Source organism: Psychrobacillus sp. PGGUH221 (assembly GCF_042055255.1).
Classification (GTDB): domain Bacteria; phylum Bacillota; class Bacilli; order Bacillales_A; family Planococcaceae; genus Psychrobacillus.
Map to the genome: position 1 here is coordinate 1 of NZ_JAQMHQ010000010.1, position 17,320 is coordinate 17,320.

Here is a 17,320-nt window from a genome sequence, read left to right on the forward strand (position 1 = left end):
GCCGCTAAATCAGAAGAAGCAAGCTTCTTCATCATCCGCTCGACTTGCATGTATTAGGCACGCCGCCAGCGTTCGTCCTGAGCCAGGATCAAACTCTCCATAATAGAGAACTTAAAAAGCTCATTTTTTTTTGCTGGCATCATCATTAAATGATGTCAAAATTGTTTGCTATCCGACTAACCGAAGTTAGTCTATCAAGCTATATGTCTTAACGTTTTGCATGTTCAGTTTTCAATGTTCATGTTGCCGTCTTGTTTTGACGACTTCTCTATAATACCAAGATACGATACATATGTCAACACTTTATCTAAATAAAATATAAAACTCTTTCATTATCATTAAAAGTAAGGAAAGAGTTCTCTCTATATTATTATACAAGTGCTTCAATATAAACCGATCGTTTTGCATTTAAATCAATTATCTCACCATTTTCAGTTAATCGAATCATCGGTCGGAATGGTGAATCTCTATGTAAAAAAACTACTTCTCCTATTTCTCCATTCGATAAAAGTACTCGAGTTGAAATAGGTACTGCACCTACAAGAGATATTAAAGCATTTACAACTTGAATATTATACTTACCAAACTCTTCTTCTTTAATCATTTCTAATACTTTAAAAGGAGAACTTTTTGCTCGATAGATCCTTTCGGAAGTCATTGCATGAAAAACATCGGCAACAGCAATTATTTGTGAATAAATCGATACATTTTCCATTTTTTCACCCTTTGGATATCCGCTACCATCTAATCTTTCGTGATGTTGAAAAATAGCAAGCTTCATCTCAGGTTTAAGTAATGGACTGTCTTTGATCATCTGAAAACTATAAATTGTATGCTTCTTAATCTCTGAAAAATCCGCTTCTGTTAAGTGAGACTTTTTATCTCTAATTTTTGAATTTACCTTTGCCATACCTGTATCAGCCATTAAACCGGCAGTTGCTATTTGAATAATTTCACCATTAGAATAGTTTAACTTCTTTGCTATCGCACCAGAAAGTATCCCTACAGCGATAGAATGATGAGCAATATATTTTTCTTTTGTAGAATAGTTATTTAAATAAAAAAGAGATTGTCGATCAGCCGATGCTCTTTCTACTAAAGGCATAATGATATTTCGTAGCCTAGCTACATCAACCTTCATTCCAGATTCCCATGCTAAAAATTCCTTATGATAATTACTAACGGCATCGTTATATAATTGAGCAAAGTTTGTTTTAATTTCTGGTGCATTATTTTCTATTATAGTTTTCTTGGCTTTTTCATCGTTTAGTCTCATTATCTCTTCATCAGATCTATTGAACATATTATCTATAGTTACTGGAACTTTGTTTATATTAAAAGCACGTAATACTTGTATATGCTCTCTCAATATTTTCGTATCTTTTCGAATAATAGGAGTCTTTGTATTTACTAAGATATCTTCCGCAATTGTGCTGCCTAATCTTAGTTCTTCTAGATTCTCTAATATATAATCCAATGTATTCACTCCTTTTGTCCTTTTAATTTCCTTAATTATACTAAATTTTCACGATTTTTGTATATGCAAAAAAACACCCCTAAGCAAATATGTTTGCTTAGGGGTAATTTATTTATTCATTTTCTTCGATTGATGATTCTTCTACTTCATTAATGGAATCCTCGGTCTCCACTTCATTTATAGAATCCTCTTCTCCTATTTCTTCATCATCTTCTTTTTTCACTTTAGCTACGGTTGCTATTAACTCATCTCCTGCTAATCTCATTAATCGGACACCTTGAGTGCTTCTGCCTGTTACAGAAATATCATTAACATCCATACGAATGAGCATACCATTTATAGTAATTAGCATTAAGTCTTCTGTTCCATCTACTGCCTTAACCGCACATAATGGGCCATTTTTTTCGGTGATTTGACAGGTTTTAACGCCCATTCCACCACGGCTTTGTAAACGGTATTCGGATTCTGGTGTACGTTTTCCGTAACCATTTTCAGTTACAACTAAAATTTCTTGACCAGGTTCAATAATTTCCATACCTACTACATAGTCGTCATCTTTTAGTCGAACACCTCTAACACCACTAGCGGTTCTTCCCATTGATCGAATATCTGTTTCTTCGAATCGAACTAATTTTCCTTGACGTGTTCCGATAATAATCTGCTTGTTTCCATCTGTTAAACGTACAGCAATCAGCTCATCTTCGTCACGTAAGGAAATAGCAATCAATCCATTTGCTCGAATATGAGCAAAACCAGAAACAGGAGATCGCTTAGTTACACCATGTTTAGTCGTGAAGATGAAATAATTATCCTCTTCAAATGATGCCATTCGGATCATCGCTGTAACTTGTTCATCTCTTTCGATACCTAGCAAGTTAACAATCGGTAATCCTTTCGCTGTTCTTCCGTATTCAGGAACTTCAAACCCTCTTGCACGATACACTTTACCTTTGTTAGTGAAAAATAAGATTGTATCATGGGTAGATGTGTACAATAGATGCTCTACAAAATCATCCTCGTTCGTACCCATCCCTTGAACTCCACGGCCACCACGTTTTTGACTCTTGTACGTATTTGCAGGTAATCGTTTAATATACCCTTTATTTGTTAAAGTTAAAACAGAATTTTCAACTGGAATCAAGTCTTCATCCTCTAAAACTTCTGCTCCTCCTGCAACAATTTCAGTTCTACGTTTATCGGCATAACGATCTTTTATTTCTGTAATTTCTTCTCTAATAATTTCAAGTACTCTATATTCATTTGCTAATATAAACTTCAACTCTTCAATTAATTTAACTAATGAATTATATTCTTCTTCAATTTTGTCACGTTCCAAACCAGTCAAACGTTGTAAACGCATATCCAGGATTGCTTGAGCTTGTCGTTCAGATAAATTGAATTTCTCCATTAGTCCATTTTTCGCTTCTTCTCCTGTTTGAGAAGCTCGAATTAATGCAATGATTTCATCAATATGATCTAACGCAATACGTAAACCCTCTAAAATATGTGCTCGATCTTCAGCTTTATTTAACTCAAATTGTGTACGGCGACGAATAACTACTTTTTGGTGTTCAAGATAGTAGTAAAGCATTTCTTTTATGTTTAAGACTTTTGGTTGGTTATCTACAAGTGCTAGCATATTTACACCAAAACTAGATTGTAGGGCAGTTTGTTTATATAAATTATTTAATAATACATTTGAGTTAGCATCTTTTCGAACTTCTATAACAATTCGCATACCATTACGGTCAGATTCATCTGCTAAATGGGTAATGCCATCAATTTTTTTATCTCGAACGAGCTCTGCGATTTTCTCGATTAAGCGTGCTTTATTTACTTGGTACGGTAATTCTGTAACGATAATTACTTCTTTACCACTAGCTTTTTGTTCAATTTCAACCTTAGCACGAATTAAAACTGATCCTCTACCTGTCTCATAAGCGCGACGAATACCACTTCGCCCTAAAATGATACCACCAGTTGGAAAGTCAGGACCTGGAATAATAGACATTAGCTCTTCAATGGTAATTGCAGGGTTCTCAGATAATGCTAGAACTCCATCAATTATTTCTCCTAAGTTATGAGAAGGGATATTAGTTGCCATCCCTACTGCAATCCCTGAAGCACCATTTACAAGCAAGTTTGGATATCTACTAGGCAATACTACTGGTTCTTTTTCTTGGCCATCATAGTTATCTTTATAGTCAATTGTGTTTTTATTGATATCTCGCAACAACTCTAGTGCAATCTTAGACATACGAGATTCTGTATAACGCATGGCAGCTGCTCCGTCTCCATCAACAGACCCAAAGTTACCATGGCCATCTACTAACATATAACGATAACTAAAATCTTGAGCCATACGTACCATCGCTTCGTAAATAGAGGAGTCACCATGTGGATGGTATTTCCCCATTACGTCTCCTACTATACGAGCAGACTTTTTATGAGGCTTATCCGGTGTATTCCCCAATTCTTGCATACCATATAAAATTCGACGATGAACGGGTTTTAAGCCGTCACGAACATCTGGTAATGCACGGGATACAATTACACTCATTGCATAATCAAGGAAGGAAGTTTTCATTTCTTGACTAATATTGATCCCTTTAACACCTTTATTCGGTATTTCCGACATTCTCAAGACCTCCAGTCACACACTTACTTAAATATCTAAATTCTTCACATACACTGCATTTTCTTCTATAAATTGACGTCTTGGTTCTACGTCCTCACCCATTAATTGTTCAAATACAGCATCAGCTTCCATGGCATTATCTAAATTTACTTGAAGCAATGTACGAACATCTGGATCCATTGTCGTTTCCCAAAGTTGGTCTGCATCCATTTCACCCAAACCTTTATATCGTTGAATATTAGGTTTCGATGTTTTAGGTAAACGATCTAAAATTTCTTTTAATTGTTCGTCGTTATAGCAATATTCTACATGCTTCCCTTGTTTTACTTGATATAAAGGTGGCTGTGCAGCATATACATAACCTGCCTCGATTAAAGGTCTCATAAAACGGAAGAAGAAAGTAAGTAATAAAGTACGAATATGAGCTCCATCGACATCAGCATCGGTCATAATAATAATTTTGTGGTAACGGGCTTTTTCTAAAGTGAATTCTCCGCCTATTCCAGTACCTAATGCAGTAATCATCGCTCGAATTTCAGCATTTCCAAGTATTCTATCTAAACGTGCTTTTTCCACGTTTAATATTTTCCCACGTAATGGCAAAATAGCTTGGAAGTGACGATCTCGTCCTGATTTTGCTGATCCACCGGCAGAGTCACCTTCTACGATGTACAGTTCACTTTCTGCAGGAACACGAGATGAACAATCCGCTAATTTCCCAGGTAGACTTGAAACTTCTAAAGCTGATTTTCTTCTTGTAAATTCACGAGCTTTTTTTGCGGCAACTCGAGCTCTTGCAGCCATCAAGCCTTTATCGACTATTTTTCGAGCAACCTGAGGATTTTCTAATAAAAATCGATCAAATCCTTCGGAAAATAAGCTGTTCGTAATAGTACTAACTTCTGAGTTTCCTAGCTTAGTTTTAGTTTGTCCCTCAAATTGAGGATCTGGATGCTTAACAGATACTATCGCAGTTAGTCCTTCACGAACATCATCACCTGATAAATTGGTATCTGCCTCTTTTAACAAACCATTTTTTCTAGCATAGTCATTGATGATACGAGTAAGGGCTGTTTTGAATCCTGACTCGTGTGTTCCACCTTCATACGTATTAATATTATTTGCAAAAGATAAAATATTAGATGAATATCCCGCATTATATTGCATAGCAATCTCAATAGAGATTCCTTCTTTTTCACCCTCAACAAATATTGCTTCTTCTGTAATAGGTTCTTTTGATTTATTTAAATCTTCTACGTATGATTTTATTCCGCCTTCATAATGATATTTAATGGACTTTTCTTGGCCTTCTCTTTCATCCGCAATTGTAATTTGTAATCCACGATTCAAATAAGCCAATTCTCGAACACGATGAGCCAAAATATCAAATTCATACACAGTTGTTTCGGTAAAAATTTCAGCGTCCGCTTTAAATCGTGTTGTTGTTCCATTTTCTTCGGATTCTCCGATAACTTCTAATGGGGAAATGACATCTCCACGTTCAAATTTAATACGATGAATTTTTCCATCTCTCTTAACATATACTTCTGTATACTCGGAAAGTGCATTTACAACGGAAGCACCAACACCATGTAGTCCACCGGATACTTTATAGCCTCCACCGCCAAATTTACCACCAGCATGGAGAACAGTCATGATAACTTCAACAGCAGGCTTACCCATTTTTTCTTGTGTGTCGACAGGGATACCTCGTCCATTGTCTTCTACTCGAATCCAATTGTCTTTTTCTATTGTAACAATAATATGATCACAATAACCTGCAAGTGCTTCGTCAATACTGTTATCAACGATTTCCCATACAAGATGGTGAAGTCCCTTTGAACTAGTTGTACCAATATACATACCCGGACGTTTTCTAACAGCTTCTAGTCCTTCTAACACTTGTATCTGATCAGCATCATAATGTGATTCTAATTCTTTTTCTTCCATAGCCAACTTGCTCACCCACTCTTTCATTACTTCAATAATGGTGAATAAAAAATTATTAATATATTTAAAATCCTAAAAACTAATATTCAGTATTTAGATTATTATTTTATTACGACTGCACCTTGTTCCACATGAAACAATTGTGCTTGTTGAATCGTTTCATGTGTAAGACCATCTACACTTGTAGTAGTAACAAATGTTTGAACGTCACCTTGTATAGTATTTAACAAATGTGACTGTCTATAATCATCCAATTCAGATAAAACATCATCCAGCAATAAAACAGGAGCTTCACCTACCTCCTGTTTTATCAATTCAATTTCCGCAAGCTTCAACGATAATGCAGTTGTACGCTGTTGTCCTTGAGATCCATATGTTTGTACATCGTAGTCATTAACAAAAAACTGAAGATCATCTCGATGAGGACCAGTAAGGGTTATGCCTCTATCAAGTTCTCTTTTTTGGCTTTCAAATAATTTCTTTTCTAGAAATTCTTTCATCTCACTTTCAGTCCACTCTGCATGTATACCAGAAGATGTTTGATAGGAAACGGTCAACTTTTCAAGACCTCTAGAAATACCAAGATGAATTGGTTCAGCCCATTTTTGTAATAATTCCATGAACTGATATCTTTTTTGAATAACTTTTATAGCTGCATCTATATATTGTTCTGTATATACATCAAACATGACATCGTTTAACAGTGATTTCCCTTGATGTTGTTTTAAAATATGATTGCGTTGTTTTAATATCTTTTGGAATTGAAGTAAATCATGTAAATAAACAGGGGAAATTTGTCCGATTTCCATGTCAAGAAATCGTCTTCTGACTTGTGGACTACCTTTTACTAAGTATAAATCTTCTGGAGCAAACATAACGACATTCAACTGTCCAATGTAATTACTAAGCTTCGTTTGCTCAAGGTGGTTAACTTTAGCTTTTTTACCTTTTTTTGATAATAATAATTCTAAAGGTAAACGACCATATTTTTTTTGAATGTCACCTTTTATTTTACCATAGTCTGCTTCCCAGCGTATCAATTCTTTATCATTAGCTGTTCTATGAGACTTAGCCATTGATAAAACATAAAGAGATTCCATTAAATTTGTTTTTCCTTGCGCATTTTCTCCGATAAAGACATTAATTTTAGAGGAAAAATCCAATTGAATTGAATCATAATTACGGTAATCTTTTAATTCTAATCGTTCAATGTACATATCAATCCCCGTTCTCTGGTCCAACCATTTGGAATCTTCCTACTCCTGGAATATTCACTATATCTTTATTTCGAAGTTTACGTCCTCTTCGTTGATCCACTTCACCATTTACATAAACAATATTTTCGCTTAAAAACCACTTAGCCATTCCACCCGAATCTATTGCATCCGTCATTTTCAATAATTGACCAAGTGTGATAAATTCTGAGTCAAAACGAATCTCTTCCAAAAGTAATTCAACCTCTTCTCATTTTCATTATCCCTTCATTTTACTCTAAATCAGCAAATAAGTAAAAAAAAGATAGCCACCTTTGTGACTATCAAAAATATTAATATGTTCTTACTGGTAATATAAGTTGCAGGATGGAGTCATCATGGACCGACTTCAATACAAAAGGTCTCATTGCTCCTGAAAACAGAATTTTTATGTCTTGTCCATCAATTGCTTTTAATGCATCCATCATATATTTTGCACTAAAGGAAATTTTTAATTCTTCTCCCTCAATTGACTCCGCTTGAATTTGTTCTTCTACATTTCCGATTTCCGGTGAATTGGATGATACCTCAACCAGACCCTGTCCAATCGTTGTAAAACGAACTACATTGTTTCTTTCTTCTCTAGCGAGTAAAGAAGCACGATCAATTGCTTGCAATAATGATTTACCGTTTACGATAATCGTCGTTTTATATTCACTAGGTATTAATCTGGAAGTATCCGGATAGTTTCCTTCAAGTAATCTAGAATAAAACAAAACATCTTCCGTTTTAAACAAAATTTGTTGTGGCGTAATGACGATTGCTACTTCTGAAGAAGTCTCTTCTAAGATTTTGTTTAATTCATTTAGGCTTTTACCTGGAATAACCACAGTATATTCTTCGTTAGGTAAGTCTTTGACAGCTGTTTTTCTTCTAGCAAGACGGTGACTATCTGTCGCTACACAATGAAGTTCCCCATCTTTTACTACCCAGTTAACACCAGTAAGTACAGGTCGACTTTCAGAAGTTGATACAGCAAACACTGTCTCTTTAATAATTGATTTTAATAAATCAGATGGGATGAAAAATTGATGATTCTCTTCAATCTGTGGAAGTAATGGATACTCAGATGCATCAAGTCCAATTAAATTAAATTCAGATTTACCTGATCGTATATGTGTTTGAAATTGGTTTGTTACTTCAATCTCTACATCATTTGTTGGAAGTTTACGTACAATTTCATTAAAGACTCTTGCTTGTAAAACAATGGAACCAAGTTCTGTAATTCGTATAATTTGTTCTCCGTTTTTCTCTACAGGAATAAATGTCTGTATGGTGATATCTGAATCACTTCCGGTAATGTAAAGTCCTTTATCTAAAACTTCTAATTTTAACCCAGTTAATATTGGAATTGTTGTTTTAGAACTTACTGCTTTCATTACATTATTTAATCCTTCTAACAAACTATCTCTTGCTATATCGAATTTCATTTTGTTACCTCACTTATATAATTATTATTTATTTAAAAGAATAATAGATATAGTAATAGGGCCTGTGGATTTGTTGATAACTCTATTTTTATCTACTTACGACTACTTATCCACATGTGCATAAGTTGTGTTTAAACAGGATAACATTTTAGGAACTTATCCACAAATTGTTTTAACGTCCTAAAATAGATTTTATTTGTTTAAGGTCATCTTGTAAGTTTGCATCATCTTTTAACATACGAGCAATTTTCTCGTGAGCATGAATCACAGTCGTGTGATCACGTCCCCCGAATTCTTCTCCTATTTTAGGCAAAGAAAAATCTGTAAGCTCTCTCGAGAGATACATAGCAACCTGTCGAGGAAATGCAATAGATTTAGTTCGTTTTTTAGCACTAAAATCTTCTAACCTTATATGAAAATGTTCTCCAACGACTTTTTGTATATCTAAGATTGTAATTATTCGTGGACGAGCGTTTGGCATTATATTTTTAAGTGCCTCTGCTGCTAATTCCGTATTAATATCTTTATTTATAAGAGAAGAATAAGCCACTACTCGTATTAGAGCCCCTTCAAGTTCTCGAATATTCGAATCAATTTGATTTGCAATATAAGCCATTACATCATCCGAAATATCTAATCCATCTGCTCGTGCTTTTTTACGCAAAATAGCAATCCTTGTTTCTAAGTCTGGTGGTGCAATATCAGTTATTAAACCCCATTCAAATCGGGAACGAAGACGATCCTCAAGTGTTGGGATTTCCTTTGGAGGTCGATCACTTGAAATAACAATTTGTTTTGATTCTTCATGTAAAGCATTAAAAGTATGAAAAAATTCTTCTTGAGTTGATTCTTTTCCTGCAAGGAATTGAATATCATCTATTAAAAGCACATCGATATTACGATATTTGTTGCGGAATTCGATTGTTTTGTTATCCCGAATAGAGTTAATAAATTCATTTGTAAATTTTTCAGAAGATAAATAAACCACTTTTGCATTTGGATTGTGTTCTTGAACATAATGACCAATCGCATGCATTAAGTGGGTTTTACCTAATCCTACTCCTCCATATATAAATAGAGGATTATATGCTTTTGCCGGTGCTTCTGCTACAGCCAGTGATGCAGCATGTGCAAAACGGTTACCAGATCCAATGACAAAAGTATCGAATGTATTTTTTGAATTTAACATACCAGGTGAAAAATCAGGTTGGTCTCCATTATTTGAAGGAACTTTCGGTTTAGGAACTTCAAAGTCGTCAAAATCCTGATTTTTAGGAACAACAAATGAAATAAGTAGTTCATTTCCTGTTAACTCTGTTAATATTCCGGCAATTAGATGAATATAATGATTTTCAAGCCAATCCCTTGCAAATGAATTAGGAGCAGCTATCGTTACTGTTTCTCCTTTATATGAAAGTAGCTTGGTTGACTTTAACCAGGTTTCAAAACTAGGTTTGGATGTCTTTTTTTCTACTTCAGAGAGAACTTTAGCCCATAGTTCTTCTAAATGTTCCAATAATCTAATCTCCTTTTCTTAAGATTAATAAATATGTATAAAATAAAAAAAGAATAAGATATACACAAATCCACCGACTGTGGATAAATATTATAAACGTATGTGCAAAAAACTTATCCACACATTATTAACAGTTGTGGATAAAAATAAGATGCAGTTTTGGTTTAGAAAAGTAAAACACAAATATCGTACCAAAAAAATGAAGACATTACAAGAGATTTAAGAGTTATCCACAATAGTTCGATTATTAACAATTATAGTTGTCCACAAGGTATGATTATGTTAAAAACATGTTCATAAGGTTTGTGGATAATTTTTTTCGTGTATTTTTTATGCACAATGGTTCGTGAAAGGAAATTATAATCTGTGGATAACCAAGTTTCAATATGAATGAGGGAGATAGCAAAAAAACAATTGACAAAAGCCGTGCATCTTATATATAATATCGTAGACTGTCTAAAGTAGAACTTTTAAGATGATCATTCAGGAGGTGTCATATAGATGAAACGTACATTCCAACCAAATACCCGTAAACGTGCTAAAAACCACGGTTTCCGCGCACGTATGAGTACTAAAAACGGTCGCCGCGTATTAGCAGCACGCCGTGCCAAAGGAAGAAAAGTATTATCAGCATAAGTCCACTGACCATTTCAGTGGTCTTTTTTTCTTTTATAACGATGAGTTGGAGCAGGTGAACCGATGAATAAGAAACAACGAGTAAAAAAGAATAAAGACTTTCAAACAATATTTAAAAAAGGGAAGTCCTTTGCAAATAGACAATTTGTTGTTTATTGCTTAGAACATGAAGAAGATTTTTTTCGTGTAGGTCTATCTGTTAGTAAGAAAGTTGGAAATGCAGTAGTTCGTAATCGTATTAAGAGGTATATAAGACAAACCTTTTTAGAATTAAAAGATGAAGTAAATACAAATATGGAATATATTATTATCGCTAGAAATCCAGCGGCCAAATTAGACTTTCATGAAACAAAGAAAAGTCTTGAACATGTATTAAAAATTGCTAAGGTAATAAAGAAGAAAAACTAGTGAAGATTTTCTGTTAAATGGTAATATAGAATGAATGGATATATATATATAAGAAGTATTAGGGGGAAGAAGGTTGAAAAAAAAATTATCATTATTAATTTTACTGCTAGTAACAACTGTATTTCTAGCAGGTTGTTCGGAATTTAATGAGCCAATCTATTCAAGTTCAGAAGGGTTTTGGAATGAGTATATCGTTTGGCCATTAGTTTCAGCAATTACGTACTTCAAAGGAATACTTGGTACATATGGTTTAGGAATTATTGCGGTAACAATTATTATACGTTTAGCAATCCTACCATTAATGATCAAGCAAACAAAAAGCTCTAAAAATATGCAAGAAGTTCAACCAGAATTACAAAAATTAAAAGAAAAGTACAGTTCAAAAGATGCTGTAACACAACAAAAATATCAACAAGAAATGATGGCTCTATTTAAAGAAAGAGGAGTTAATCCAGCAGCAGGTTGTTTACCAATATTTATTCAAATGCCGATTCTAATTGGTTTTTACCATGCAATTAGTCGAATGAATAATACCCCTGAAATTAACTTAGGTAGTTTTTTAGGATTTGCACTTGCAGATCCAAGTATTGTTTTAGCAGTACTTGCAGGTCTTATGCAATTGATCGTTTTACGTACAGGTCCAGCAATGGATAATCCTCAAATGAAAATAATGATGTATATTATGCCATTTATGATTATTGGTTTTGGTATCGTATTACCAGCAGCACTAACATTGTATTGGGTAATCGGTAATATTATTTCTATCATTCAAAATTTATTCATTTATAAACCTTGGAACAAACCAAAGGCTGAGCCAGTCAAAACGGGAGGGGCAAAAAAATGAATCAGATTACGCAAACTGCACCTACAAAAGAAGAAGCTATAACTGTTGCATTACAAAAACTTGGTGTATCAAAACAAGAAGTAACAATTACAGTATTAGATGAAGGTAAAAAGGGTTTTCTAGGATTTGGAGCAAAACCTGCAGTTGTTCAAGTAACTGTTCGAATAAATGAAGAAAAAGTAGAAGAAGTGCATCAACCAGAAGTCGAGACACTCGAAGTAAAAGATGAAACAGAGATTTCTCCAAGTACTTCAAATGAAGTGGACAATCTAGAAGGTACGAATCACTTAGCAATTGAAGAAACAATTAACTATATTAATGAAATAGCTAAAGAAATGAAGATTGATGATTTAGAAATCAATCAAACAAAAGAAGGGAAATTTGTATACCTTCAATTAAACAGCAAAAAGGCTGCATTACTTATTGGTAAACGTGGACAAACATTAAATGCACTTGAAAGTTTGGCGCAGCTCGTAGCAAATAAATTTTCAAATTCGTTCATTATCATTAAGCTGGATGTAGGAAACTACAGAGAAAAACGACAAGAATCACTTGAACAGCTTGCAGAACGAATGGCAGATAAAGCAGTTCGAACAGGCAACAAAGTAGAGTTTGAACCGATGACTTCTTTTGAAAGAAAAATAATTCATAATGCATTATCTGTTCGAGTAGATATTGAAACTTATTCAGTTGGAACAGATCCAAATCGATATTTAGTAATCGAGCCAATAAAATAATATAAACGGATTTTAGCTTACGAAAAGCTAGAATCCGTTTTTCTTATTGCTAACTACCTAGACGAAAAGCTCGGCGCAAGCCTACCGAAACTCCATTTGTTTGTTTGCGAAGATATTGGTGCTTTCGCTTTTCTCTTTGCATGTTGATAACTTTTGATCACTAAATAAAATCATCTATACTTCTGATTTTTGACGATTTGTGTTATTGTTATATGTTAGATAGTCATGTTCGTTTTAACTTATTCACATGTGGATAAGTTAGTATGTAAAGGAGGTGGACACTTGTGGAATTCGATACAATAGCTGCTATTTCTACTCCACTTGGAGAAGGGGCTATAGCAATAGTGAGACTTAGCGGTCCCCATGCAATACAGATAGCAAACAAAGTATTTCATTCACCAAACGGAAAAGATTTACTTGTTCAAGCATCCCATACCATTCATTATGGTCATTTAGTTGATCCAAAGACAGAAGAGGTAGTAGAGGAAGTAATGTTGTCTTTGATGAAGGGACCCAAAACATTTACAAGAGAAGATGTAGTAGAAATTAACTGTCACGGTGGGCTTGTATCAGTGAATCGTGTCCTACAGCTTGTTTTGATTAATGGTGCGAGACTAGCTGAGCCTGGTGAATTTACAAAACGAGCGTTTTTAAACGGGAGAATCGATTTGTCACAAGCCGAAGCTGTCATGGATTTAATAAGAGCTAAAACAGATAAAGCGATGAATGTTGCGTTAGGGCAAATGGATGGGCGATTATCTAGACTTATTAAATCATTGAGGCAAGCACTACTCGAAACATTAGCTCAAGTAGAAGTGAACATAGATTATCCAGAATACGATGATGTGGAAGAAATGACTCTGCCACTAATGATTGAAAAATGTACATGGGTAAGGGATGAAATAGACAAACTATTAGTCACTTCATCGCAAGGGAAAATTCTTCGGGAAGGACTTTCAACGGCTATTATTGGTAGACCGAATGTAGGTAAATCTTCCCTTTTAAATAGTTTAATTCAAGAAAATAAAGCAATTGTGACAGATATAGCAGGAACTACACGAGATATAATAGAAGAGTATGTTAATGTACGTGGAGTTCCGTTAAAATTAGTAGATACAGCTGGTATTCGAGAAACGGAAGATATAGTTGAACGAATTGGAGTAGAAAAGTCTAGGCAAGTACTTAATGAGGCTGATCTTATACTACTAGTTTTAAACAATGCGGAGCAGCTAACAGAAGAAGACCGTAAATTATTTGAAGCAGTTCAGGGTATGGACTTTATTGTTATTATTAATAAAACAGACTTACCTACGTCGATAGATTCTAATGAAGTACAACGATTAGCAGGGGACAAACGTGTAGTTACTACTTCTTTACTACAAGAAGAAGGAGTCGATGAATTAGAAGAAGCAATTGCATCTTTATTCTTCGAAGGTACAATTGAAGCGTCTGATTTAACGTATGTTTCAAATGCACGTCATATTTCTTTACTACATTTAGCAAAAGCAACTGTAACTGATGCCATTGATGCGGCACATGCGGATGTGCCAGTAGATATAATTCAAATAGATGTGACGAGAACTTGGGAAATTTTAGGTGAAATTACCGGGGATACGGTAGAAGAAAGCTTAATTGATCAGTTATTTTCACAATTTTGTTTAGGAAAATAAAATAGGAGAGGAAGTAACGAACATGCCAAACTTTGAAGCAGGCAAGTTCGATGTGATTGTTGTAGGAGCAGGGCATGCTGGAGTAGAAGCAGCACTTGCATCCGCAAAAATGGGTGCTAAAACACTTGTTTTAACAATTAATCTTGATATGATTGCATTTATGCCATGTAATCCATCCATCGGAGGACCAGCAAAAGGAATTGTTGTGCGTGAAATTGACGCATTAGGCGGTGCCATGGGAAAAGTAATAGATAAAACGCATATTCAAATGAGAATGCTTAATACAGGAAAAGGTCCTGCTGTACGTGCACTTCGCGCTCAAGCGGATAAAGTACTGTATCAAAATGAAATGAAACGACTCTTAGAGGAACAAGAAAACTTAACAATTCATCAAGCAGTTGTAGAAGAATTGCTAGTGGAAGATAATAAAATTATTGGGCTCGTTACTCAAGTTGGAGCTATATACCGTGCAGAAACAGTAGTTATTACAACAGGTACATTCTTACGAGGGGAAATAATTATTGGAGACCTAAAGTATTCAAGCGGACCAAATAATCAACAGCCATCCATTAAATTAGCAGATAGCATTCGTAATTTAGGTTTTGATTTAGTTCGATTTAAAACAGGAACTCCACCTCGTGTAAATAGTAAAACAATTGATTATAATAAAACAGAAATCCAACCTGGAGATGATGTTCCAAGAGCATTCAGCTTTGAGACAACTGAGTTTATAATGGATCAATTACCATGTTGGTTAACATATACAACACTTGAAACGCATGAAATTATTAATGAAAACTTACACCTTTCTCCTATGTATTCAGGTATGATAAAAGGTACAGGACCAAGATACTGTCCTTCCATCGAAGATAAGATTGTACGTTTTAGTGATAAACCACGCCATCAAATATTTTTAGAGCCAGAAGGAAGAAATACTCGAGAAGTATATGTACAAGGACTTTCAACAAGTTTACCAGAGCATGTACAACGTCGCCTGATTGCTTCTGTTCCAGGCCTAGAGAAAGCAGAAATGATGCGTGCAGGTTACGCAATTGAATATGATGCAATGGTTCCAACACAGCTTTGGCCAACACTTGAAACGAAAAAAATTAAAAATCTTTATACTGCAGGACAAATCAATGGCACATCAGGTTATGAGGAAGCAGCAGGGCAAGGTTTAATGGCCGGAATTAACGCCGCTCTAAGAGTTCTTAAAAAAGAAGAAAAAATATTAAGTAGATCTGATGCCTATATTGGAGTATTAATTGATGATTTAGTTACGAAAGGAACAAATGAACCTTATCGTTTATTAACTTCTCGTGCTGAATATCGCTTATTACTTCGTCATGATAACGCAGATTTACGTTTAACGGAAATTGGTTACGAAATAGGTCTTATTCCGCAAGAACGCTATGATAAATTTGTGGAGAAAAAACAACGTATTGAAAATGAATTAGATAGACTGCGTTCATTAATGATTAAACCAAATGAACAAACTCAACAATTAATCCGTAGTGTTGAAGGTAGCGAATTAAAAGATGGTATTCGTGCTGCAGACTTATTAAAACGTACAGAAATGCATTATGATTTAGTTGCTCAACTAGCTCCTCCTGAAATGGAATTGATGGAGGAAGAGAAAGAGCAAGTAGAGATCCAAGTAAAGTATGAAGGATATATTGAAAAATCTCTTCAACAAGTAGAAAAGCTCAAAAAAATGGAAGACAAAAAAATTCCTGATCAAATAGATTATGATGAAATTTCAGGATTGGCTACAGAAGCTAAACAAAAATTAAATCAAGTACGACCTTTGTCTATTGCACAAGCATCTAGAATTTCAGGAGTAAATCCAGCAGATATTTCAATTTTACTTATTTATATTGAACAGGGGAAAATTGCAAAAATTTCTGGATAGTCTAAATTGATAAGGAGAACTTCATGAACGAGGAACAATTTATTCAAGCCCTTCACGAAAAAGGAATTGAACTTACAACAGAGCAAGTACAACAATTTAGAAAATATTTTGAAATACTTGTTGAATGGAATGAAAAAATGAATTTAACCGCTATAACGGATGAACCATCTGTATATTTAAAACATTTTTTTGATTCTATTAGTGCATCTTTTTATGAAGATTTTACTGGCTCTTTCTCCGTCTGTGATGTAGGAGCAGGAGCCGGGTTTCCTAGTATTCCTTTAAAGATTTGTTTTCCAAATTTAAAAGTTACAATTGTTGATTCACTAAATAAAAGAATCCAGTTTTTAACTCATCTCAGCAAGGAACTTAATTTAACAAACGTAAATTTCGTCCATGCACGAGCAGAAGAATTTGGTCAAAAAACCGAACATAGAGAAAATTATGATATTGTTACTGCTAGAGCAGTTGCAAGATTATCGGTTCTCGCAGAACTATGCATCCCGTTAGTAAAGGTAGATGGAAGATTTATAGCAATGAAAGCAGCGAGTGCATTAGACGAATTAAATGATGCTAAAAAGGCACTTCAAGTATTAGGTGCAGAGAAAATCGCAGAGTATTCCTTTCTTTTACCGATTGAAGACAGTGAAAGAACGTTGTATGTCTTTTCTAAAACAAAAAGCACACCGAAAAGATACCCTCGAAAACCTGGTATTCCAAACAAAACACCTATTATTTAATCTTTTTTCAAAAGGTTAAAACTTCCGGCGGATGCCATATATTTTGTAAGTAAGTACATTGATCAAGCTGCTTACAAAATATATGCCAAATACGTCAGGGCGTATTTGA

At 34.5% G+C, this 17,320-nt stretch carries 14 protein-coding genes and 1 rRNA gene; 7 read left to right on the top strand and 8 right to left on the bottom strand.

Going from position 1 to position 17,320, the window contains the following annotated elements; genetic code table 11:
• The 8 genes from PGC35_RS16685 to dnaA all read right to left on the bottom strand — a co-directional run.
• A 16S ribosomal RNA gene (locus PGC35_RS16685) occupies positions 1–104 on the bottom strand; the annotation flags it as partial.
• A gap of 266 nt (positions 105–370) precedes the next feature.
• Positions 371–1,486 carry an HD-GYP domain-containing protein gene (locus tag PGC35_RS16690; RefSeq protein ID WP_375219972.1) on the bottom strand — a complete coding sequence of 372 codons (1,116 nt, stop codon included), beginning with the start codon at positions 1,484–1,486 and terminating at the stop codon, positions 371–373.
• Between the two features lie 103 nt (positions 1,487–1,589).
• Entirely contained in the window at positions 1,590–4,115 is a 2,526-nt protein-coding gene (gene gyrA, locus PGC35_RS16695; RefSeq protein WP_053591126.1) for a DNA gyrase subunit A, read from the bottom strand.
• Positions 4,116–4,142: 27 nt separating this feature from the next.
• Positions 4,143–6,065: a DNA topoisomerase (ATP-hydrolyzing) subunit B gene (gyrB, locus tag PGC35_RS16700; RefSeq protein WP_053592251.1), complete on the bottom strand. Its 1,923-nt coding sequence runs from the start codon at positions 6,063–6,065 to the stop codon at positions 4,143–4,145.
• Between the two features lie 101 nt (positions 6,066–6,166).
• Positions 6,167–7,282: a DNA replication/repair protein RecF gene (recF, locus tag PGC35_RS16705; RefSeq protein WP_053591127.1), complete on the bottom strand. Its 1,116-nt coding sequence runs from the start codon at positions 7,280–7,282 to the stop codon at positions 6,167–6,169.
• 1 nt (position 7,283) lies between these two features.
• A complete protein-coding gene (yaaA, locus tag PGC35_RS16710) occupies positions 7,284–7,511 on the bottom strand; it encodes a S4 domain-containing protein YaaA (protein WP_053591128.1) in 228 nt (75 codons plus the stop codon).
• 100 nt (positions 7,512–7,611) lie between these two features.
• The gene (dnaN, locus tag PGC35_RS16715; protein ID WP_375219973.1) at positions 7,612–8,748 is read right to left on the bottom strand and encodes a DNA polymerase III subunit beta; all 1,137 of its coding nucleotides are present in this window, start codon (positions 8,746–8,748) and stop codon (positions 7,612–7,614) included.
• Positions 8,749–8,920: 172 nt separating this feature from the next.
• Entirely contained in the window at positions 8,921–10,264 is a 1,344-nt protein-coding gene (gene dnaA / locus PGC35_RS16720) for a chromosomal replication initiator protein DnaA (RefSeq protein ID WP_053591130.1), read from the bottom strand.
• A 501-nt stretch (positions 10,265–10,765) separates the two neighbouring features.
• Between dnaA and rpmH the strand changes: the two genes are divergently transcribed.
• The 7 genes from rpmH to rsmG all read left to right on the top strand — a co-directional run bounded on the left by rpmH (position 10,766) and on the right by rsmG (position 17,211).
• A complete protein-coding gene (gene rpmH, locus PGC35_RS16725; RefSeq protein WP_053591131.1) occupies positions 10,766–10,900 on the top strand; it encodes a 50S ribosomal protein L34 in 135 nt (44 codons plus the stop codon).
• A gap of 63 nt (positions 10,901–10,963) precedes the next feature.
• A complete protein-coding gene (gene rnpA, locus PGC35_RS16730; protein ID WP_053591132.1) occupies positions 10,964–11,308 on the top strand; it encodes a ribonuclease P protein component in 345 nt (114 codons plus the stop codon).
• A gap of 73 nt (positions 11,309–11,381) precedes the next feature.
• Positions 11,382–12,152 (top strand): membrane protein insertase YidC, encoded by a 771-nt coding sequence (gene yidC / locus PGC35_RS16735; RefSeq protein WP_053591133.1) that lies wholly within the window; start codon positions 11,382–11,384, stop codon positions 12,150–12,152.
• Positions 12,149–12,889, top strand: a complete 741-nt coding sequence (gene jag / locus PGC35_RS16740; protein ID WP_375219974.1) for an RNA-binding cell elongation regulator Jag/EloR — start codon at positions 12,149–12,151, stop codon at positions 12,887–12,889. The genes yidC and jag overlap by 4 nt, the downstream gene beginning before the upstream one ends.
• 284 nt (positions 12,890–13,173) lie before the next feature.
• Positions 13,174–14,559 carry a tRNA uridine-5-carboxymethylaminomethyl(34) synthesis GTPase MnmE gene (mnmE, locus tag PGC35_RS16745; protein ID WP_375219975.1) on the top strand — a complete coding sequence of 462 codons (1,386 nt, stop codon included), beginning with the start codon at positions 13,174–13,176 and terminating at the stop codon, positions 14,557–14,559.
• 22 nt (positions 14,560–14,581) lie between these two features.
• On the top strand, positions 14,582–16,471 hold the full coding sequence (gene mnmG / locus PGC35_RS16750; protein ID WP_053591136.1) for a tRNA uridine-5-carboxymethylaminomethyl(34) synthesis enzyme MnmG: 1,890 nt from the start codon (positions 14,582–14,584) through the stop codon (positions 16,469–16,471).
• A 23-nt stretch (positions 16,472–16,494) separates the two neighbouring features.
• A complete protein-coding gene (rsmG, locus tag PGC35_RS16755; protein WP_053591137.1) occupies positions 16,495–17,211 on the top strand; it encodes a 16S rRNA (guanine(527)-N(7))-methyltransferase RsmG in 717 nt (238 codons plus the stop codon).
• Positions 17,212–17,320 lie beyond the last annotated feature (109 nt).